A 22,867-nucleotide genomic window follows, 5' to 3' on the forward strand; every position below is an offset into this window, starting at 1 on the left:
GATTCTGACTCTGACAGCGATTCCGACAGCGATTCTGACTCTGACAGCGACTCTGATTCTGACAGCGACTCTGATTCTGACAGCGATTCTGACTCTGACAGCGACTCTGATTCTGACAGCGATTCTGACTCTGACAGCGACTCAGACTCTGACAGCGATTCTGACAGCGACTCAGACTCTGACAGCGATTCTGACTCTGATAGCGACTCTGACTCTGACAGCGATTCTGACTCTGACAGCGATTCTGACTCTGACAGCGATTCTGACTCTGACAGCGACTCTGATTCTGACAGCGACTCTGATAGCGACAGCGATTCTGATGACACTACAGCACCAGATGCACCGACAGCTGATGTTGTTAATGACGGAACGCAAGTTACAGGTACAGCAGAACCAGGTTCAACAGTTACTGTTAAAGACCAAAACGGCAACGTATTGGGTACAGTGGTTACTGATGAAAATGGCAACTACACAGTAGATCTCACAACTCCGTTAACCAATGGAGAAGTAGTTGATGTGACTGCGACAGATGCAGCTGGTAATGAATCTGATCCAACACAAGCAACAGCAGATGACACTACAGCACCAGATGCACCGACAGCTGAATTTAATGATGCTGGCGATGCAATTACAGGTACAGCAGAACCAGGTTCAACAATCACTGTTAAAGACCAAGAAGGTAACGTATTGGGCACAGCAGTTACTGATGAAAATGGTAATTACACTGTTCCAGTAAATCCAGGTGATTTAGCAAACAATGAAGTTGTAGATGTGACTGCAACAGATGTGGCTGAAAATGAATCACAACCAACTGAAGCAATAGCGCCATTGTATTTAGATGCAATTAACGATGTAGCTACAGTTATGAGTGAAATCACACCAGTAGTCACTAATCCTGATATTCCAGGTGGCGCACTAGTAACCTTCCCGTCATTATCATTGATTGGTCCAATTATCGACTTGAAAGGTCAAACACCAATTACTGTGAACGTACCTGAAGGTGGAATTGCATCGTTTGATGTATCTTTTGGTGGCGTTTTATTCGGTGGTGGTATTGGTTCATATGACCTAAATATTCTTCGTTATAACGAAAATACTGGTGGATACGAACCGTACAGCAAAATAGACAACGCTGGTATCATGGTTGGATTCATCGGTGGAGTTATGGGTGGAGGAGCATCTATTGATAATCTACCTGAAGGACAATACGCACTTGTACTGACTCCAGGTGAAGGTGTTCAAGTAACTGGTATTGGTATCGCAAGTATCTCAGTAACTAACGAAGTACTAAGTGATTATGGTGACGTTGTAGCTAAAGGTAATGTAATTTCAGCAAACAATCCTGAAAATCCTACTGATGTAGCAGACGTTATTCATGCTGGTGAAACTGCGACAGTTATTAGTGTTGCTAATGAAGATGGTGTAACAACTGCTTTACCACAAGACAGTGATGCATTTACTCGTATTCAAGGTGAATATGGTGAGTTGTTCATTGATAAAAATGGTAATTATGAATACATCCGTGATTTCACTGTTCCAAATAGTCTAGGTAAAGTTGATAGCTTCACTTACACCATTCAAGATGGTGATGGACATCAAGACACAGCGACTTTAAATATTCGCATCGATACAAACGATCTTGATATCACATGGCCAGAAGATCCAACTCAAGATGGTGTTGTAGCATTGACGGCAACCGATAATACAGCGACAGCTGCGATTACTTTGGTTCCATCGACTAATACAACAGTTGATACGGGTACAATGGCTGCAAGCAGCACAAAACCTTTATTTGGTGGTGCTACTTCAGTAGCTGGTAGTGATACGAGTGATGCAATTAATGTGGCAGCAAATACCGCAGCTTCAATTAATTTCTCAGTCACAACTCAAGGTGGTATTTTCGATAGTTCAGCGAATGGAGATACATTCAGTTATCAAGTGCAAAAACTTGTGAATGGTGTATGGACAACGCAACCTGGGGCATCTGCATCTGTCGTTCATTCTTCCCCAATCTTGGGTGATGCTGGTGGTACGGTGTTAATTAGTGGTTCATATCAAGTTTCGGCTTCAGATACAGCTAGCCAATGGCGTGTTGTATTTGGTAGTACAGAATCTAATATTCCATTAATTGCTGGGACCAACACAACAACTGTGAATACGACAGTAAATACAACCTTCACTCACTACGATCAATTCGTTGGAAATGGTGCGACGGTAACATCTACTGGTAACTTGTTAACAGATGATTCGGGTAATGGTGTAGATGTAACAGGTGGAGCAAGTACCAAAGTATTTGTCGAAACTTCACCAGGTACATATGTACAAGCGAATGGTCAAACAATCACAGTTGAAGATGGCACCTTCGTTGTTTCGGCAAATGGAGCGTATACTTTCACAGCAAATGGTTCAGCGGCTTCTGGTGACATCGCTATACTGAACTATAAACTGGTTGCTGCAACAGGTGACGAAAGTACCATAGCAACATTAACCGTAAACATCGGTAGCGAGGTTATAAGTACTGCGAATCATGACATCATAACGTCAGGTGCAGGAGCAGATACAGTAGTGTTTAACTTACTGAATAGTGCTGATGCAACTGGAGGAAATGGTACAGATGAATGGACTGACTTCAATTTAGCGCAAGGTGATAAAGTTGATATCAGTACACTTCTAAGTGGCGCTGATGCTAGCAATATTGCAAATTACGTTACTGTAACTGCTGATGGAGCTGGCAATACTATAATTAGTGTTGACCGTGATGGTACTGGAAATGTTTATAACTCAACTGATCTTATCGTATTGAAAAATACTGAAACGACATTAGATGAATTATTGCAAAATAATCAACTATTATTCTAATTAAGAATCGTTGACGTAAATTTTAATTAAAAGGGAAGGCATGCGTGCCTTCTCTTTTTATTTCTATAAATTCTACTTTTTACTAAAAGTGAAGATGTGAAGATGTGAAGATGTGAAGATGTGAAGATGTGAAGATGTGAAGATGTGAAGATGTGAAGATGTGAAGATGTGAAGATGTGAAGATATGAAGATGTGAAGATGTGAAGATGTTTATATTAGAAGTGAATTATTTAATTTTTTCATTATTAATATAAGAATTTAGTACAAATTCAAACTTTCTAAGTTCTTTATTTTGATTGCTGGATAGATCAATGGTTTTCAAGAGCACAGAAAATAATTCTACATTCAACGCAGATGAGCGTTGCAGAGACTCTTTCCATTCATAGGGTCGCCAATTATTATGACGAGAAAGGTATTTATCTTGTTTACTTAGATTTTCTAGGAAAGTTCTTATGAAAAGGGAACCTTTAAGTGATTGATCTCGAAAAACAGGTTGACCATCGACATAACGAGCATGCGATATATTTGATGGTAAATGTAACTGACCTTTCGATTGATCAAGAATAAGTGTAAGACGATTCCATAATTGGGATGATTTATAAGTTCTTGCTAGTACATATTTATTCAATTCATGCACAGTGTTAGGTAATTTTCTTTGACCATATGCACCTAAATTTCCTTTAGTAATTAGCCCCTCAGACCAAGCAGCGATACTTTCTGTAAGCCACGGTTGCTTAAACATAGTGTAACCATATGTATAGAGATGAAACAGCTCATGAGAGACTAGTGAAGACTCCGTTGTAAAATTAGCTATATTGCTATTCACTTCAAGAATAAGAGCACATGCATTTTTTTTAATTGGGTGATTGGTATGTCTATGAGGTTTGTCATAAGCTAAACCTAAGCCATTTAATTTTCGTACATGGATATCAATGTATTCAATATCTTTATATCTAGGGCTATTTAAAGGGTCCTGATAACCTAAATGATTCCATGCTCTACGTACACTATTGGCTTGAATTGCAATATTTTCGATATAATCAGGTACATTATTTCTATTTTCATCTCTGATAGACGATATCGCATTCAAACCATTATCGGTATAGAAAATACGAAGATCTGAATCAGCAAAATAAACTTTATCAAGTTGAGTGATAAAAGTGGGTTTACTTGATGCGCAAATGGAGCTTGCATTGAGATCAGCACAAAATAAAATTGGAATGAAGACCAATAATCGTCCAGAAATAAGAGTTCGATTCATTATTGAATTTTTAAAAATAATTCTTGCCATTTTTGAGCAAATTTGACTTGGTCTGTAAGCTCTGTACAAGCATAAGCAGCTTCACTAAATTTTTTTCGTTTTTGGTTATCTTTCAATAAAGAAATAATTTTATTAGCAAATAACTCTTCATCTTCGAAAGTAATTAAATAACCGTTATGGTCATCGTTGATCATATCAGAAGGACCATAATCAATATTGTAACTAACCACTGGACAACCATGACAAAGAGCCTCTAACACAGCCATACCAAAACCTTCAGATCGACTGGAAAATAAAAATAAACTCGCTTGATTATATAGATCGTCAGTATTTTCGTTATAACCCATTAATTTAATATGATTTCCCATATTATTGGAATCAATCTCATCTTGCAGAAATTTCTGTTCACCGCCGAATCCGTAGATGTTTAAATATGCATCAGGAATTTCTTTAACAACAAGGCTGAATACGCGTATTAAACTATCTAAATTTTTTGCTTTGTCATAACGGGCAATTGTTAAACAAGAAAGAGGATCACGACTTTCAAAATTAACTGGAAGTACAGTTTTTTCGTATATGTGAGGAATAACAAAAAGTTTATCATCTAAACCAAAACGCTTTTGAATATGTTCTTTCTGACGTTCAGTCAGTACAACTAATGCATCAAGTGATTCAGAATGTTTGAAATAACTTTGATAATGACGGTTAATACTAGATTTATAAATATCATTTCCATTTAAATGTGTAGCATGTATTGTTCCGATAAAACGCATATTTTTAATTTTTATTTTTCTCATAGGTTCATAAAAATGTATTGCACGATCAATAAGTATATAGATTAGATTGCTACTATATTTTTTAGAGAGTGTTAAAAACCAATATTGAATCAATTGCTGTTCATCATCGAAAACTTCAGTAATCACACCATTTTTATTTAATAGAAATATATTTATAAGGATATTCTTTTTTTCTTCATTTAGTTGATAGTTCTTTATCATTACAGGGTAGCCATTTGTATGGTAATACGTTTCAGTTAAGACTGTTTGAGTTGAAGGGTTGATAATTTGTATACAACTTAAAAATCCATAAGTATCATAGATTATACGACCATTCTTAATACCTTTTTGAAAAGTGTTCACATAGCGTAATGTTTGGTATTCTTGATGTCGTATTTCATACAAATAATTTTTATTGTTTTTATCGTGAATTCGTTGGTTAAAAGTTGAAGAAATTGGTTTTTTTAGAACACCAGGATTGAAAAAATTTTCTTGAATTGGGTGGTGTTGAGGTGATGAAAGACGTAAATGTGTACCTTGTAAGTCACCATATAAATTTAGATAGCCTATAGAAGCAGGTGCTAATTGACTGGAAATTAAACTCCAATAATTTTTTGCTAAATAACGATCATAGTCGGTGGTAACAATGATCGGATCTATACTAAGTTGTTCATTTAGAATTTTAGCGCGTTTTAAAAGAGCAAAAACCAAACCATTTTTTTTCTCATCAATTTTTGGAAATAAGAAGAAATATTCAGCTTTCATATTTAAATCTCATTAATTTTAATTTAAAATAATATTGGTTTTTATATAGCTTACTTAACTTAAGCAACTGGTTTTTCGATGTTTTTAAAGTGTAGATAATATGCTATATAACCTGAAAGATTATGTTCATTATCATCAATACGGGTTCTGAAATTTTCTTGACGAACAAAAAAACTATTCATAATAATATTTGGTTTTTTAAAATATATGGCAAGTTCTGGATAAAAGAAACCAACTACTCGTTGATATTCAACTCGTGTATTTATTACATCACAAAGTTCATCAAATTTAGAGTTTTTTAAAAGTTCAATGTTAGCTTCATAATTTAGTCGGGTTACCATTTTATAAGAAGCCATAAGCATTTCTAGGAAAGTACCTCTAGCAGTACGCCTGAATTTATATCTTTTTAAATATGGAATATAGTTTTTAATACCAAACTCAATGTATTTAGACTTAGGTGAGATTAGACTAAGTTCATTTGTGCAATAACTTAACCAATGATCATTGTATTTCCAATAGTCTTTTTCAATAAAATTTTCATACATTAATTCAACTGTTCTAAGTAATTTCGGGTCATTGTTGATTTGATATAACCGAAGTAGTGAAAGAGCAGCTTCACCGTCATAATAAATTACTCTGAATTCTTCTTTTATTTCTAGTGATGGATAGTTGATAATATGAATGGTGCTGCCATCCTTTTTAATCATATCTAATATCCCATTTGCAAGTTTTTCTGTGATTATAAGATATTTTTCACTCTTTGTAATTTCCATATATTTTGTAAACATAAGTATGGCTGCTGCATTTGCACCAAGTTTTATTTCCATCTCATGATTGTTATTCTCAATAACGTATGCAGATGTTTTTTTGTTATTGAATTTTATTAAATTTTCAATTGTATAATTGATGCCTTTCTCTAACTTATCTAAAGCGATAAATTTATCTGAAATTTCAAAAACCTCTAATAAAGAATAAAGTGATGTACAGTGTCTAATACTATTATAGTTAGTTAATTTTTCATTCATTGCTGGAATATAGCCATAGATGAATTTTCCAGTTGAACTATCAATCTGTGAGTATAAATATTTTGAGTTCTTTTCGATTAATTCAAGAGAGTGTGCTTTTAGATCCTTATTTTCTACTAATCTTATGCCATTATTTATGTATTCATTATTCAGGTGGATTGTTCTTGTATCTTCATAAAATAAACTTTTTGTTTTAAATAGTATTATTTTGTCATCATTTTTTAATTTTTTTCGTTTGGAAATGTTGTATTTTAATTTTAAATATTTGTTTAAATTCTCCTCGAGAAATGTACTTGGTTGATCCCATATCTTCCCATTGATTATTGAATTTCCATAAATTTCCTGCTCCAAAATGGCTATAGAGAAATTTTCATCAAAACTAATTCCATTTTTATAATAGTTGTTTAGTTTTTCAGATTTGATTTCTAATAATAAATCTGAAAAAATAATTTTTTCGATATTGTAAACTATATCAACTTTAATAAATCTAGGGAAAATATTTTTTTGATCATGTATTTTACTGAGATAACCACAAGTTTTTTTTATTGCCTGTTCATAATTTTGAGGGCTAGTGTTCCAGACTTTAGCTCTAACTTCACCATCAGAGTGACTAATAAAAATGATAGCTTCACCTTTGTTAAAATTACTAAGTTTACATAGTTCATTATTGATCATTGAATCTAATTCACTTTTTATTTTTTCAATAAATTCATTTTTTTCTAACATAATGATTCCACTAGGCCATAAATATTTAAATCAATGGATTATTGATTTAAAAGTAGTGTTTTTCAATATGCTTAAAATTATTATTTTTAATGTATTTTAAAATTATGTTTAAAACTATCCATATTTAGATCATGGTATTGAAGTGGGGCATATCAGTATTGTTAAGTTTAATAGTTGATAATTTTTATAATTTAAAAGTATGTGTTTGTAATTTATTGTTTTTAATTTTATTTTAAGTGTTTTATTTTTATAGCGTAGATGGATCTAAGTAATTAAATATATTTTATTGTTTTTACAGGGAGAGTCTTATGCTGCTAATATTTATTAGATTACTATTTCTGTTTTTAATTACAGTTAGTGCACATGCTACTGATGTATGTAGTAACAGTTCTGCAAATTTGCCTAGTTTGGATTCAGTATATAAAATGGGTAAATTTAGAGTTTATTATTCTAGCAATCCTGCAAGCTCTGACTACCTAGAGAATAGAGTTGATCTAAATAACAATAGTATTCCAGACTATATAGAAAATATAGCTATTCAGGCAGATACAACATTAAAAGCTTTTACTTATCTGGGTTTTATTAGTCCTCTAGAAAGTGATAGATATAAAAATGTAGCGGAATATATTGATATACATGTAAATCTATCGTCAGGTAACGGTTTGGCGTATGAGGGTGTTACGAATTATATAAATAAAGCCAATAAGGAAAATAAATGTACATTGATTATACAAATACGGAAAAACCTTGAAGCCTTTCCAGGTAATTGGACTACGGTAACACATGAGATTTTTCATCTTTATGAATATGGATATAGTCAATTCAAAGGAGGATGGTACTTAGAAGGGCTGGCAAACTGGTCTGAAAGAATATTGCTCATTGAATCAACCAATGAGGGTTTAATTCAACTTCCTGCAAATGAAACTCAATTAAATAATAGTGTTTATAATGTTGATTATAATCAATTGTGGCACAGATTAGCTTATTTATCTGATACTACGAATGGACAATTAAATTTACCATCAGAATTATTGAGTAAAACTTATGTTGATGGTTCTAAAGTATTTAAGAATGAAACGTTCAAAGGTCATCACTTTATGAAATCTTTACTTCAAAATTTTAAAGTAAAGTCTTATGAACTTTCACTACTTAATGATCGAGATCCATATCGCTGGGGTGAAATTGATCAGCTAAGCATAGCTAATAGGCCGTATATGTTGGATACAATTCAAAGTACGATGCTCCAACATGGGATGAAAACACGAGATGAAGAAATAAAATTCATTGTAATTGAATAATTTTTTAAATCATATATTCAATTTTATTTTCAAGATCTTGCTAATTGGCTTTAATTAATACGACATTTTTCTTATATATGTTTTTAATTGAGATTGTTTTTAAATTTATATTTAGATCAACAGTTATTTAATACTACTCATTCTCTAATTTTAAGTTTAATAATTGATTTATTTGATGTTGTGATATTTTTAACAATAATCTTTTTTTAAAGAAATTGAGATTAGTTTTTTTAACTATTAATTCAATATTTTATAGTTAATTTAATGGAATTGATTACGAATCATAGAAGCATCAAGATTTAAATATATATGTTTTAAACATTGCTTAATAAAATAGTGTGAGTTAGTTCATGTTTTTTTTGATAAATGTGTGTTAGCATCACTTTTTTGTTATGGTTTTGTATCTTCTGGGTGCTTTAATATGCGAACATATGCCTACGTTAGATTAGACCCTAATCTACAAGTAGAATCAGGGAAGTTTCTCTCATTTTTTAATGAGTATGGCTATAAGATTCAAAGAAATAGATTAGTTTTAGAAGAAGTTTCCGTCAATAAATCAATTATCTACAGAGATAAATTTCTTAATTTAATCAGCTATTCATTGGAGGAAGAGGATGTTTTAGTTATAAAAAGTATAGATTGTTTAGGCAGTAATTTTGAGGAAATCTTAGCAATTACTGACAAGATTCATCAAAAGAAAATACGGCTCATTTGTTTAGACTATTCAAAAAATGAAATAAACGGTGATTTGAAAATTTTTTTTATTCACTTTTTAAAAATGTGCTTTGAATTTGAAAAGCTTTCTCGTTGTAATAATGATAAAGATTATAAGGTTGTCAAAAAAGTTGGTAGGCCTGAGATTTTAACGAGCGATCAAAAAAATCAAGTCGTTGAAATGTATAAGAAGGGAAGTAGTGTTTATTTCTTAGCTAAGCATTTTTCTGTTACTCGAACAGTTATCCAGCGAATATTAGATAAAGCTTCAAAAAATAATGTTGCATAGATTTTCAATTTATACTAGATTAAAACAGAATCACTTATTTAAATTCTAAGTGATTCTATTTTAATACATATATGATTGATACCTATTTCATTTTACGTTTGCTTCAATAAATTATCTATTTAATTAATAATCTTACTCCAAAATGTATAGGTTAGAACTTCTTCTCAAGTGTAAATTGGAAAGAAGGAGTACCTTCATTTATCCTAGCTTGATATAGACGACCATCTGTTTGATTCGTTAAGCGTTCTTTATAGTCTGTAGCCAATATATTGTTTAGGTTCAAACTGGCAGCCCAATCAGCGGGTAAGCGTTTGGTTGCACTTAAATCCAAGCTAAAACGTTGATTAGTCGTACGATTATAGGGTTGTTCATCTAATGCACGAGAAAATTCTGGTGTATAACTTAGATTGATGCTACTTGAAATTTTCCATGGATTGTAACTATATGATAATCCTGTGTTTATATTATATGGAGCAACATCGCTGACTAATCGTTGATTATCTTGTTCATCTTTTATTTTTGCGCGTACAGTAGAAACTTGACCATTCATCATAAATGAATGTCCCGCATCAGTTTGTTTTAATGCATATCGTCCAGAAAACTCAACACCATATGTTGTTGCCTTATTTTGGTTTTGTGGACGTTCTACATATCTCGTACCCTCGAGTGCGATCACTTTCTCGATGTAATCTTTAATTTCGCGATGATATGCTGTTAAGTTAATGCCACCTTTCTCTGAGTCATAGGCAAGTGTTGACTCGGCTGCACGAATTTTCTCAGGTCTAAGAAATGGATTTCCACCACGATCAGGATTATTTAATGTGCCTGCATCGCTGTCTGTTGAAACTGTGACATTTGGAATCAAACGATCTGTATTTGGACTCTTAAATGCTTGGCTTAAGTTGGTTTGAATCGACCATTTATCATTTAAGTCAAAACGGTAAGCAAACACAGGACTTAAATGCTGATCTTGATACTCAACTAATCCAGTACGATCTAACCACTCTTGACGAGCACCAATGGTTATTGTTTGATGATCGGTAAATCGCCAACTTCCTTCGCCATATACAGCAAAACGTCGCTCATCTATGCTTTTACTTACATTGCTGTCGAGTTGATTATTACGTGTATCAAAACCGAATTTGATTTGCTGCTTAGGATCTAACTTACGAACGCCATCATAAGCCAAACTATATTCATGAATTGTTTCATCAGTATATATGGTATTTAAAAGAGAGCGCGTGAGTTGAGTCTCATTTTGCTTTTCGAATGAAAAGCGAACTTTATCACTTAAATCTTTATCTTTACGTTCATAACGAGTACTTAGTCGAATACTATCGTTTTTATCATTTTGTGTTTGATTCGCTGAGTAACTATCCATTTTGATGTCACGATAGAATAATTCAGCAATTAATTTTTGTTGATCATCCAAGTCATATTGTAAACGTGGTGAAAACATTAACATACTTCGATTTATCGTTCGTAATTGTTCACCTGTACCAGTTGCTGTTTCAGTTTTTGTAAGAGATGTATTATTGATCCACATTTGGTTTGCTGAAACACTATAAAACCACTGATTTTCACGACCATCAGCTTGAAGATTTATTTGTTTTCGCTCATTTTTTTGTTGACCATTGTCTCGTAAGCCATAACCTAATTTGGCTGTACCATTTAATCGTGTATCTAAAGGTTCTTTTAAAATAATATTAATCACGGCGGAGGATGCTACCGAAGCTTGAGCAACGCTTGGTTGTTTTACAACCTCAATCCTCTCGATCATTTCTGGTGTAATGGTATCAATAATCGACATTCCACCGCGTGGTCCACCTTGAACAGGTTCGCCATTAATTAAAAATGTAGGTGCTCCACCACCACGAAAACGCATGCCCGAAGCTCCACCGCCTCCACGCGGACCTTGACCAAAGCTTGGTAATTGAAATCCTGCGGCACGGCGTAATGCATCCATGACAGATTGATCACCATACTTTTGCATTTCTTCTCTAGTTATAATTGTTTTAGGAACAGCACTAATATCATCATCTTGTTGTTTTTTGGGTTCAGGTGATGCTTTGAAACTAAGGGTGGGTAAAACTTGTGTAGTCGGTTCTGCTGTAGGAAAAGTTGTATTGGTATCATTTTCAACAGCAAGAATTGAAGAACTTATAGTAAACAATGCTGAGCTTAATAGACTCAACTTCCCAATATAGAGTGGATGTTTCATCGCAAATACCCCGAAAAATCAATCAAATTATTTTGTGTGTAGCGTAATGTAAAATTATGTAGAAAAATCGAATATATAACGGATAACTGAAAAATAAAAAATGATGGCTTATCTATGAGGATGATACATTTATGATCTTTTTTATATGAATAATAAATCATCAATAGAACTTAATTAGTGCGAAATATGGTGAAAATGAGAATTATTTTTATTAAAATTGTATCGCTTATTTATTTTAATTTTTTTTGAATTTTTGTCTGATTTTTGGAAATTTTATGAACTTTTTACACACTGGTGGGAATAGTAAACCTATTTTTAAGCTAAGTTTACTTAGCCTAATGTTGATACAAGCTCAACTTGTTTTAGCGAATGAAGCAAACACTCAAACTGCGGTCATGCCAACCATCAAGATTGAAGCAATGAGTGAACTCGATCCAATCAAGAGCTATATCGATTATGAACAAGCCAGTGTGACACGTAATGGTTTAAAGAAAAAAGATATTCCTCAAACCATTGATACAATTGATGTTCAAAAATATAAAATCTATGGTGCAAATGATCTGAGTGTAATGTTACAAGGCACGCCTGGTGTATCTACAAGCTATGATATGCGTGGTGATGGCATTAATTTACGTGGATTTAATGCTGATACTGGGGATATTTATCGTGATGGTATTCGTGAAAGTGGCCAAGTACGAAGAAGTACAGCAAATATTGAGCGTATTGAAATTTTAAAAGGTCCTGCTTCAGTTTTATATGGACGTAGTTCGGGCGGTGGTGTAATCAATATGGTCAGTAAATTTGCCAATTTTGATTCGAAAAGTTCAGTCGGAATGTATGTAGGTTCTTATGATAACTACGGCTCTACAGTTGATTTAAACCAAGTTATTTCTGATAACTTAGCCGTTCGATTAACGGGGGAATATGGAGAATCTGATAGCTTCCGTTCGGGAGTTGAAAATAAAATTGAAATGCTTTCACCAAGTTTCACTTATAAGAATGATGAGGGTTTAACATGGACGATGCAATATACCTACGATAAATTGCATCGTGTGCCAGACCGTGGACCATCTTATATAGCACTTCCAAAAGGAACTTCGATTAAAACAGGTTTTGCTCAAGAGGGGGACTATGTAAATGATGTTTTACAAGTTGCTCGTTCAGATTTGAATTATGAGTTTGCACCTAACTGGAACTTTCATTGGGCATTGAGCTATCGTCAAACAGAGCAGAATTTTGATCATTTTTATGCAGGGACATATTGCGCTACAAAATCAACGACGAGTAATGGTGAAAGTAGTAAGTTGAGTGATAGTAATTACACTCCTGAAGACCAAAGACGTTGTTTCAATAATGTTGGTAAAATTTCACAGACTTATTATTGGCAAAAGACAAATAATAAAACGACAAGTAATACCTTTGATATTCGAGGTGAATTTAATACTGGTACTTTAAAACATAATGTTCTAGTTGGTGGGGATTGGACTTATGAACAGCGTGAACCTGTATTAGCAAATAAGAATGCAAATGGTTTAAGAATTGATGGATTTTACGATCCATTGACTGGAGCGCTTACGCAAAAAAATCGTGATTCAGCTAAAGTAATTAATCAGCATAACTATAACCAAGGTGAAGGCTATGGCTTATTTATCCAAGATTTAATTAGTTTTAATGATTATTTTAAAGTGATGTTAGGTGGTCGTTATGATTATTTCCATTCACAAACAACGAATAGATTAAAAACAAATAATGACAAAGATTATCAGCGCAGCATAGACGGTGAAAGTTTTAGTCCTAACATCGGTTTAATTTGGCAACCTATAGAAAGCCAAAGTCTTTATGCATCTTATAGTAAAAGTTTTGCTCCTTTTGGTGGACGTGTAGGAGTAAGTGTTGTTTCGGCGAATACAAATGTGGATGCTTTTGACGCAGAGCCACAATATAACGAACAATATGAAATTGGTGTAAAAAGTGATTGGCTGAATGATCGTTTAAATACTCAACTTTCTGTTTTTGATATTCGAAAAAACAATATTCGTTATCAACCTGATCCAGACAATAAGCCAAATGAGTGGGTTGTTGGTGGACAGCATCAATCGAAAGGTGTCGAGTTTAGCTTTATTGGACGTGCTTTAGATAATGTATTCGTTCGCGGTGGTTATAGTTATATCGATGCTGATGTGACAAAAGACAATAAGACCGCAAACATTGGAAAAGTATTGAATAACACACCTCGCCACACAGGAAACTTATTTGTTCGTTATTTACCGACAGATAAGATTTATGGGGAAGTAGGCGCAAGTTATGTGGGGGATGCAAAAATTTACTCTAATGGTAATTTAGATAATAAACCTTATGACTTAGAAGGATTTACAAGACTAGATGCTGCTATTGGTTATAGTGCAGATCCTTGGAATTTGACTATTGCAGTTAATAATTTAACAAATAAAGAATATTGGCGTTCAGATTCTATGCCTGGAACACCACGTAATTTCTTAGTGCGTTTGAATTATCAATTCTAAAATCTTAAATGATTGAATTTTGAATAATAAAAAAAGACTCGGATCAATCCGAGTCTTTTTTTTATGATTTATCAAACTATAAATAGGATTTATATTATGAATAAATCCTAGATTTTGCTGATCAAATCATTGATTTGTTTTGCTTGTTCGGCAGCATTACCTGTGTAAGTTGCAGGTGTAAGTTGAGCTAAACGTGCACGTTCATCTGCTGGAACTTGTAATAGTTCATCACCATTCACAAAATCTACCATCATGTCACGTGTCATTGCCTGACCACGTGTTAATGCTTTCAATTTTTCGTATGGTTTTTCAACGTTATAACGACGCATAACAGTTTGAATAGGCTCAGCAAGAACTTCTTGTGCTTGATTTAAATCTTCATTTAAACGGTTTGCATTCAGTTCAAGTTTACCAATACCTTTTAAGCAAGCATCAAAAGCAATCAAGCTTTGCGCAAAACCAACACCCATGTTACGAAGAACAGTTGAGTCAGTTAAGTCGCGCTGCCAACGAGATACAGGAAGTTTTTCACCTAAGTGAACTAGTACTGCATTTGCAATACCTAAGTTACCTTCTGAGTTTTCAAAGTCGATAGGGTTTACCTTGTGCGGCATCGTTGAAGAACCAACTTCACCGTCTTTTAATTTTTGCTTGAAGTAACCAAGCGAGATATAACCCCAAACATCACGGTTAAAGTCTATCAAGATCGTGTTGTAACGACGTAATGCATCGAACAATTCAGCCATATAATCATGTGGCTCAATTTGTGTAGTGTATGGGTTAAATGCTAAACCTAAAGATTCAACAAATGCTTGCGCATGAGCAGCCCAATCAATTTCTGGATAAGCAGAAAGGTGAGCATTGTAGTTACCTACGGCACCATTGATTTTGCCTAATAATTCAACATTTTCAAATTGCTTGATTTGGCGTGCTAAACGATAAGCAACGTTTGCCATCTCTTTACCCAAAGTAGTAGGGCTGGCCGTTTGACCATGTGTACGTGACAACATTGGTTGTTCAGCATGTGTGATTGACAAAGCAGAGATCGCATTCAAAATTTGTTTCATGCTTGAAACTAAAACTTCACGACCATTTTTTAGCATTAAAGCATGAGACAAGTTGTTGATGTCTTCAGATGTACAAGCAAAGTGAATAAATTCACCTGCATTTTTTAACTCATCAATATTGGCAATTTTTTCTTTAAGGAAATATTCGACTGCTTTTACATCATGATTCGTCGTACGTTCAATTTCTTTAATACGGTTTGCATCTTCTTCAGAGAAATCAGCAACAATTGCATTTAAAGCTGCATTGGTTTCAGCAGAGAAAGCAGGGACTTCGATAATTTCTGCACGATTTGCAAGTGCTTGTAACCAACGCACTTCAACAGTGACACGAGCGTGGATTAAACCAAACTCAGACAAAAAAGGGCGTAGTGCATCGCATTTGCTTGCATAACGTCCATCAAGTGGTGAGAGTGCGGTTAAAGCATTCATACAGATTCCTTAAATTAAAATCTCTACTTACAAGAGAGATTTAGAGAGGTTGTAAAACGGTATAAAAATAAATTCGTTTCAGCATCGGTTTAAACCACCTGATACTGCAAACGAGCGAGGGCTTGAATATCTTGCAATAATTTACGTTTACTAAAAATCATACTCCACGAGCTGCCACCAGATTGCTTCCATAAATGAGCAAGTTGTAGGCCTGTGAATAAACACGCGCGGATACGATTTGTATGATTAATATCTTTAAATGCTTCGGCATTGCCGCGAACGAGAATGCGTGGATTGATTTGTCCCGCAGTTTCTACATAGGTTTGCGCTAGGTTGGCAATGATACTTGGGTGTAAATAGTTATTATCAAAAAAAGATAGCTGTTTTAAAATTTTTTGTTGAGAGGCTTCAATAATTTTAACGTATTCAGGATTGCTATAAACCTTCTTTTCCAGTTGCAACAAAGCCATCGCATAGGACATTGGTAGTTTCGCAGCAGAAAGTTTAGGAACACGTGATTTAGGAGCACTATTAAAAGGTTGTGTGATACAACCTTCCAAGGTTTTTAATCCTAAAGAAATATCAGCCAGTTGATTGAAGAAATCTAAGGTTTGGGATGCTTTATTAATTGTAGGGCGAATGTTTAAACTCGCTTTTATGAGTAATTCAAAATAGAAATTACCTGTATCCCCAATACTTTGCTGACCCGCCATCGCGGTCATATGTGTAAGCTGTGTTGCTTGAAAGACCGCTGCTAATGCTAAAGCACGGTTTTGTCTAACATTCAACGCTTGAGCGTGCTGAAAGGGTAACTCGACCATGCTTCGCTTCCAATTTCCTTAAATAAAATCTGGTTCTGGTGCATTTGTATGGTGAATGACACCACCGCCTAAGCAGACCTCTCCAGAATAGAACACCACGCTTTGTCCTGGAGTCACAGCTCTTTGTGGTTCATCAAACACAACACGAATTCCATTTTCGGTTTGCTCATCACGGTAGATTGTACACGCTTGGTCAGGCTGACGATAACGGGTTTTTGCCGTGCATCGGAATCCAGTCGATGGTATATCTTGTTCACCAGCAACCCAATCAATCGATTCGCTCCAAAGCTGCGTGCTTTGCATCAATGGATGTTCATGTCCTTGACCGATCACCAGTCGATTATTGGCAATATCTTTGTGTAATACGAACCATGCACCTTCTTGTACACCTTTCATACCACCGATACCAATACCACCACGCTGACCCAGCGTATAGTACATCAAGCCATGATGTTCACCAACTTCTTTACCTGACTCCAAAACAATTTTTCCAGCTTGAGCAGGTAGATATTGTTTAAGGAAATCTGTAAAACGACGTTCACCAATAAAGCAAATACCAGTCGAGTCTTTTTTCTTGGCAGTTGCCAGATCTAACTCTTCTGCAATGCGACGAACTTCTGGTTTTTCAATTTCACCTACTGGGAATAAAGTCTTGTTTATTTCACGACCATGCACCGCATGTAAGAAATAAGTTTGGTCTTTATTATTGTCAAGACCGCGTAGCAATGGTGCATAAGTTTCGCCACGTGAGTTTTGTGTACTTGCGCCACGACGTGCATAGTGACCTGTTGCGATGAAATCAGCACCCAAAGTCATGGCATGGTCGAGGAAAGCACGGAATTTAATTTCTTTATTACAGAGAATATCAGGGTTGGGCGTACGACCAGCAGCATATTCAGCTAAGAAGTGCTCAAAGACACGGTCCCAATATTCCATTGCAAAATTAGCAGTATGTAGTTTAATGCCAATTTTATCTGCAACCGCTTGCGCATCTGCCAAGTCTTCTAGTGCTGTGCAGTAATCCGTACCATCATCTTCTTCCCAGTTTTTCATGAAAAGACCTTCAACTTGATATCCTTGTTGAAGTAATAGTGCGGCAGAAACGGAGGAATCTACACCACCAGACATACCGACGATGACACGTTGTTGCATCTAATTAAGCATCCAAATGAGAAGTGAATGAGGGAGAGAAAGGGTGCTCATAAATAAGCGATAAAGGATATTTCTTGCCGGCAAGGGCATCTTGAACAGCTTTTAAAACCAATGGGCTACGTGCACGTGCTGATTCTTGTAGTTCAGCCAAGTTCATCCATACTGCAGCAACGATGCCTGTATCGAGTTGCGCATTTTCTTCAACTGAAGTCACATGTGCCAAGAAGCAAAAACGGTAATAGGTACGATCAGGAAACATCGGTGGAGTATAGGTATAAATACCGAGTAAGTGATCAACTTCAACATGATGACCTGTTTCTTCTAAGGTCTCACGTATCGCTGCCTCGATAATGGTTTCACCGCATTCGACATGACCAGCAGGTTGGTTAAACACAGTATGTACAAAGCCTTCGCTGTGTTCTTCGACAAACAAAAAACGTCCGTCTTTTTCGACAACAGTGGCGACTGTGACATGAGGTGTCCAAGCGGTCATAGAAAGCACCATGATTTTAAAAAACGTATTCTACAAAATTTGTGAGTTTTTGGCTACGGTCAGATTTCTAGACAAAATAATTGCCTTATATATCTTTATAATCTTCAAGATTTGATATTTTCCATTTACCACCCTTAACGTCTCTTTCTGCTGCTTGATTGTATTCCAGATCGAATACCTCATTCAGAGTTGGATCTCTTAATATCATTTGTTCCAAAGCAACGAGACGAATATCATCGGGTTCTTGATCACCAGTTAAAAACTGCCAATCTCCATCGGTATCATGAACAACACGTAAGATTGCTTGATTATGCTCTAACCATTGCCGAGTGGTAAAAATACCAAGGTTTTTCGCCTCTCTGAACTTAAAATCAGCATTTCGGTCTAAGAGTGGTTGATCATAAATGAGTTTTTCCTCAAATCCATCTTCCCAAGGCAATTTATTATTACGATCTGCCCAAACTAATTGCAAAGCGGGAAAATTGTCGTGTTGATAGTAATTTAAAGCAGCACCAAAATAATCTTCAATATTTTTAACATCTACATGCAAAAATTGAGCACGAGTTTCTTTAAAAATTTGATCGCCATACTCTTGATTGAGAGCAATTATTTTTCCATTTTTGATCAGATTGGCGACATCATTGATGATGGTATATGCTAAGTCCGTTGGTAACCCAAAGCATATGATTTCAGGGTGCTGATAATTTTCATATAAACCGATACTATAACTAAAAGAGGGTAAATAGTCTGTCGCGCTAATTCCTATAACTTGCAGTCCGTACTTTTCAATATTGAGCTTAGTTGTATTAATGAGTGCATCAGGAGTAGGGCAATTATGTGGATGATCAGTGTTCATTAGATATCTCTAAAAGTTTATTATTTTTTTATGCATAAAGGGTTGAAAAATAATAACGAAGCTAGGCTTCGCTATTCTTATAATTATCCTTCACTTTCACATAATTTTGCGCCGAATAAGGTAGAAATGCTTTTTCTTTATCTGTGAGAGGGCGGACTTGTTGCACAGGACTACCTACATACAAATAACCGCTTTTTAAGACTTTGCGTGGTGGAACAAGGCTACCTGCACCAATCATCACATCATCTTCAATAATCACGTCATCTAAAACTACAGTATTGATCCCAATCAGGACGCGATTACCAATAGTACAGCCGTGTAAAGTCACATGATGCCCAACAGTCACATCTTCACCAATAACTAAAGGTGAGCCATTTGGTTTTGATTGATTTTTATGACTGACATGCAACATACAATGATCTTGCACATTACTATTTTTGCCAATCTGAATTGAGTTGACATCACCACGAATCACAGCAAAGGGCCAAACTGAAACATTCTCAGCTAATTTAACATCACCGATGACAACTGACATTTCATCAATATAGCAACTTGCGTCAATGTTAGGTGTTTGATCGAGATACGGACGAATGTTTTTAGTCATTAGAAGCTTCAAAACAAAATATGATGGAATTATAAATTAAAAAAGCATTCATACCCAAGAGTATGAATGCTTAAGGTGCAAACTTAAAACTTAGAACAAGTTGCTAAAGAACATTTTGATATGGTCGATCATACGAGCAAAGAAACCCGCTTCTTCAACAGGTTTTAATGCAACAAGCGGTTTTTCAGCAATTACTTTACCATCAAGGCTTGCCACTAATTTACCTACCACTTGACCTTTTGCTAAAGGTGCATTTAGTTTAGGTTGAACGACAAGCTGAGTTTTGATTTTATCTGCTTGACCTTTAGGCATGGTTACGTTGAAGTTTTCGGCTAAACCAATTTGAACGTCATCTTCTTTACCAAACCAAACTTTTGCTTTCGCAAGAACTTGATTTGCAGGTTGTACATTTGCAGTTTCAAAGTTTGCAAAACCCCAAGCCAATAATGTACGTGTTTGATTGGCACGCTCATTCATGCTTGGTGTACCAAAGATCACTGAAATTAAACGCATTGGACCACGTTTACTTGAGGTGGTTAAACAATAACCTGCTTCTTCGGTGTGACCTGTTTTTAAACCATCAACACTTGGGTCTGTATAAAGCAAAGCATTACGGTTGCCTTGTTTAATACCATTAAATGTAAACTCTTTTTCTGAGTAAATTGGGTAATATTTAGAGCTATCTTTGATAATATGCTGTGCCAACACAGCCATATCTTTAGCAGTAGAATAATGTCCTTCTGCTGGCATACCTGTTGAGTTCATGAAATGGGTATTGACCATACCAACACGTTTAGCTTCTTGGTTCATCATGTGGGCAAAGGTTCCTTCGTTACCCGCAACATGTTCTGCCATTGCTTTAGAAGCATCATTACCCGATTGAATAATAATACCACGAAGCATTTCTAATACGGTCGCCGTACCATTTAAAGGTACATACATGCATGACTCAGTACTACTTCCACGACACCACGCAGATTCATTCATGCGTACTTGTTCGTCCTCAGTCAATTCACCCTTTAAAAGTTTTTGTTCAATGATGTAACTGGTCATCATTTTTGTCATAGACGCTGGCGCAAGTTTTTCATTTTCGTTTTTTGCGGCTAGGATCTGTCCTGTCTCATAATCCATTAATACATAGGATTTATTATTTAATTCTGGTGGAGCAGATAGGACAGTTGCTGCATATGAAAAGCTTGGCAAAAGTAATAATGCAGCAAGAGCGCTTTTTTGAGTCATTCTAGGTGGTTCCAATATCTTGTGTGAAGCAGAAGAGCCTAGCATTTTAGGATAAAGCTAAGCCGACTTCTATGGGCGAAGTCGGCTTTTTCATACAGTATTGTAACCAATCAGTTACTTCGAATAATAATTCCGAACGTCATCGCAAATTTGACGATTATCTTCGTCAGAAGCAGCTTTTGCATCACTACGAGCTTCTTTTAATGCTTCTTGGAAATCTTTAGTTTTTACTTGCTTATTCAGCGTTTCAACTGCCTTAGTATCATTATTTAAATAGGCTTTAACTAAATTGTCATATGCCTTATTAAATTTTAAGTCTTTACCAATCAAGCTTGGGCAAATTTCAGAAAGAACGTAGATTGCAGCAAGTTCTTGCTTAGTGACAGTGTCAGAAATCGGTGTTACTTCAATCTTTTCTGCTTCAGATGCTTTTTTATCTGCTGCAAAGGCCGTAGGAGCTAAAACGCTAGAAGCGATGAGAAATGAAAGACCTAGTGCTTTAAAAACATTTTTCTTCATAAGAAATCAAACTCAGAACAAGACTTAAAGAATTTGAATAACTTATAACATAAAAGCGTGTTAAAAAATGTAGGTTTGCTGTAGGAATGGTAGTGTTATGTGATTTTTAAATTTACTTTTTTTATTCAATTTATTATTTAAAGAATGATTTTTGTAGATATAGAATGACTTTACAGATGAATTAATGTTTTTTAAAACACGACTGAGTAAGCTGATTCTATAAGGGCAAATGTTCTTAAGCTTTCTAAAATGAAGTTTGGAATAAAAAATAATTCATTCCCTCAGCTTTAAAATATCGAGTAAGTTAGACGAACTGAGTGGAGATAACCTAAAAGATAAAAAATCAGAATAAGGTATAAAAAGGAGCAGAATAATGACTAGATTTAATGGCGGTGTTGATATCGCATTGAAACTTCCACCTCACCAATTCGACGCTACTGTCACATTTTATCGTGATGTAATTGGTCTTAAACAAATTACAGATAAAGCCCCAGAGATAGGTTTTGAGTTAGGTTCGATCAAATTATGGATTGCTGCTGCACCAGAAATGAGTCAAGCCGAAATTTGGCTTGAACTATTTACAGATGATTTTACTGAAGCTGCTCAATATCTTGATAAAGTCGGTGTTATTCGTTGTGATGCAATTGAGGCATTACCTGAAGGTTTTCGAGGTGGTTGGATTACGAGTCCAGCCAATATTATTCATATGGTTCGAGAACCTGACGCTTGGTAAATTGATTGGTATCACAAGAATTGAGAGAATTGACTTTGTGCAGATGTAAAAGTGTGGTTTTAAATACGGGCATTTAAAACCACACCAATATCGAATAGACATTAACCTTCAAAGTTTAAAACATCTTCACAGACAGATTTCTGCTCTGATTTTTCAACTTCTTTAGCTGCTTCACGTGCATCTTTTAATAAAGATTGGAATTCTCCATCTTTTTGCAAGCTTCCAATTGATGCAGATTTATCAGAATAATTACTTAAATATGAAGCAACCATTTGTTTGATGTTTTGGTCAAACTTTGCATTTTTGCCAATAAGAGCAGGGCACATTTCAATTAAGACTTGTGCATTTGCAATATCATCTTTGATCAGCGCATCTGCTTCTTTTACTGAAACCGCTTCGTCAGCAAAAACAACTGACGCCGTAAGAAGTGAGAAACCAACCCCAAAAAATCGAATAAAATTAGATAAATGTCTCATGTCTGTATAAATTTCTAATACT

The 22,867-nt window shown here is 35.0% G+C and carries 18 protein-coding genes; 5 read left to right on the forward strand and 13 right to left on the reverse strand.

Going from position 1 to position 22,867, the window contains the following annotated elements; translation table 11 throughout:
- The coding region (locus F933_RS02200; protein WP_005058142.1) for an ABSDF2314 family large adhesin at positions 1–2,859 on the forward strand (2,859 nt) is incomplete at its 5' end.
- 226 nt (positions 2,860–3,085) lie between these two features.
- Here F933_RS02200 and F933_RS02205 read toward each other — a convergent pair.
- Genes F933_RS02205 through F933_RS02215 form a run of 3 tightly spaced genes read right to left on the reverse strand, consistent with a single transcriptional unit; the run spans position 3,086 to position 7,412 of the window.
- Positions 3,086–4,120: a hypothetical protein gene (locus F933_RS02205; protein WP_005058144.1), complete on the reverse strand. Its 1,035-nt coding sequence runs from the start codon at positions 4,118–4,120 to the stop codon at positions 3,086–3,088.
- Complete coding sequence (locus F933_RS02210) at positions 4,120–5,661, reverse strand: glycosyltransferase (protein WP_005058146.1); 1,542 nt, start codon at positions 5,659–5,661, stop codon at positions 4,120–4,122. The genes F933_RS02205 and F933_RS02210 overlap by 1 nt, the downstream gene beginning before the upstream one ends.
- Positions 5,662–5,720: 59 nt before the next feature.
- A complete protein-coding gene (locus F933_RS02215; protein ID WP_005058149.1) occupies positions 5,721–7,412 on the reverse strand; it encodes a hypothetical protein in 1,692 nt (563 codons plus the stop codon).
- Positions 7,413–7,720: 308 nt separating this feature from the next.
- On the opposite strand from F933_RS02215, the gene F933_RS02220 reads away from it, so the two are divergent.
- Both F933_RS02220 and F933_RS02225 read left to right on the forward strand, forming a co-directional pair.
- Positions 7,721–8,710: a hypothetical protein gene (locus F933_RS02220; protein WP_005058152.1), complete on the forward strand. Its 990-nt coding sequence runs from the start codon at positions 7,721–7,723 to the stop codon at positions 8,708–8,710.
- Between the two features lie 421 nt (positions 8,711–9,131).
- The gene (locus F933_RS02225; RefSeq protein WP_005058154.1) at positions 9,132–9,713 is read left to right on the forward strand and encodes a recombinase family protein; all 582 of its coding nucleotides are present in this window, start codon (positions 9,132–9,134) and stop codon (positions 9,711–9,713) included.
- A gap of 151 nt (positions 9,714–9,864) precedes the next feature.
- On the opposite strand, the gene F933_RS02230 is transcribed toward F933_RS02225, so the two are convergent.
- Positions 9,865–11,934, reverse strand: a complete 2,070-nt coding sequence (locus F933_RS02230; RefSeq protein ID WP_005058157.1) for a TonB-dependent receptor plug domain-containing protein — start codon at positions 11,932–11,934, stop codon at positions 9,865–9,867.
- A gap of 275 nt (positions 11,935–12,209) precedes the next feature.
- Here F933_RS02230 and F933_RS02235 point away from each other — a divergent pair, with 275 nt between their 5' ends.
- Entirely contained in the window at positions 12,210–14,456 is a 2,247-nt protein-coding gene (locus F933_RS02235) for a TonB-dependent receptor (protein ID WP_005058159.1), read from the forward strand.
- A 107-nt stretch (positions 14,457–14,563) separates the two neighbouring features.
- Here the strand turns inward: F933_RS02235 and purB are convergent, their stop codons facing one another.
- From purB to F933_RS02275, 8 genes are all read right to left on the reverse strand, one after another.
- The gene (gene purB / locus F933_RS02240; RefSeq protein WP_005058161.1) at positions 14,564–15,952 is read right to left on the reverse strand and encodes an adenylosuccinate lyase; all 1,389 of its coding nucleotides are present in this window, start codon (positions 15,950–15,952) and stop codon (positions 14,564–14,566) included.
- A gap of 89 nt (positions 15,953–16,041) precedes the next feature.
- Positions 16,042–16,773 (reverse strand): high frequency lysogenization protein HflD, encoded by a 732-nt coding sequence (gene hflD / locus F933_RS02245; RefSeq protein WP_005058162.1) that lies wholly within the window; start codon positions 16,771–16,773, stop codon positions 16,042–16,044.
- Positions 16,774–16,791: 18 nt separating this feature from the next.
- Positions 16,792–17,925: a tRNA 2-thiouridine(34) synthase MnmA gene (gene mnmA, locus F933_RS02250; protein WP_005058163.1), complete on the reverse strand. Its 1,134-nt coding sequence runs from the start codon at positions 17,923–17,925 to the stop codon at positions 16,792–16,794.
- A 4-nt stretch (positions 17,926–17,929) separates the two neighbouring features.
- On the reverse strand, positions 17,930–18,418 hold the full coding sequence (locus F933_RS02255) for an NUDIX hydrolase (RefSeq protein ID WP_034710331.1): 489 nt from the start codon (positions 18,416–18,418) through the stop codon (positions 17,930–17,932).
- Between the two features lie 85 nt (positions 18,419–18,503).
- Positions 18,504–19,274, reverse strand: a complete 771-nt coding sequence (locus F933_RS02260; protein ID WP_005058167.1) for a DUF4262 domain-containing protein — start codon at positions 19,272–19,274, stop codon at positions 18,504–18,506.
- 61 nt (positions 19,275–19,335) lie between these two features.
- On the reverse strand, positions 19,336–19,878 hold the full coding sequence (locus F933_RS02265) for a gamma carbonic anhydrase family protein (RefSeq protein WP_005058169.1): 543 nt from the start codon (positions 19,876–19,878) through the stop codon (positions 19,336–19,338).
- 90 nt (positions 19,879–19,968) lie between these two features.
- Positions 19,969–21,117 carry a D-alanyl-D-alanine carboxypeptidase PBP5/6 gene (dacC, locus tag F933_RS02270; RefSeq protein WP_005053136.1) on the reverse strand — a complete coding sequence of 383 codons (1,149 nt, stop codon included), beginning with the start codon at positions 21,115–21,117 and terminating at the stop codon, positions 19,969–19,971.
- Positions 21,118–21,231: 114 nt separating this feature from the next.
- A complete protein-coding gene (locus tag F933_RS02275; RefSeq protein ID WP_005058172.1) occupies positions 21,232–21,636 on the reverse strand; it encodes an MCR_0457 family protein in 405 nt (134 codons plus the stop codon).
- 373 nt (positions 21,637–22,009) lie between these two features.
- On the opposite strand from F933_RS02275, the gene F933_RS02280 reads away from it, so the two are divergent.
- Positions 22,010–22,369: a hypothetical protein gene (locus tag F933_RS02280; protein WP_005058174.1), complete on the forward strand. Its 360-nt coding sequence runs from the start codon at positions 22,010–22,012 to the stop codon at positions 22,367–22,369.
- Positions 22,370–22,470: 101 nt separating this feature from the next.
- Here F933_RS02280 and F933_RS02285 read toward each other — a convergent pair whose 3' ends face one another.
- A complete protein-coding gene (locus F933_RS02285) occupies positions 22,471–22,845 on the reverse strand; it encodes an MCR_0457 family protein (RefSeq protein ID WP_005058176.1) in 375 nt (124 codons plus the stop codon).
- Positions 22,846–22,867 lie beyond the last annotated feature (22 nt).

The sequence above is a fragment of the Acinetobacter beijerinckii CIP 110307 genome (assembly GCF_000369005.1).
GTDB lineage: Bacteria > Pseudomonadota > Gammaproteobacteria > Pseudomonadales > Moraxellaceae > Acinetobacter > Acinetobacter beijerinckii.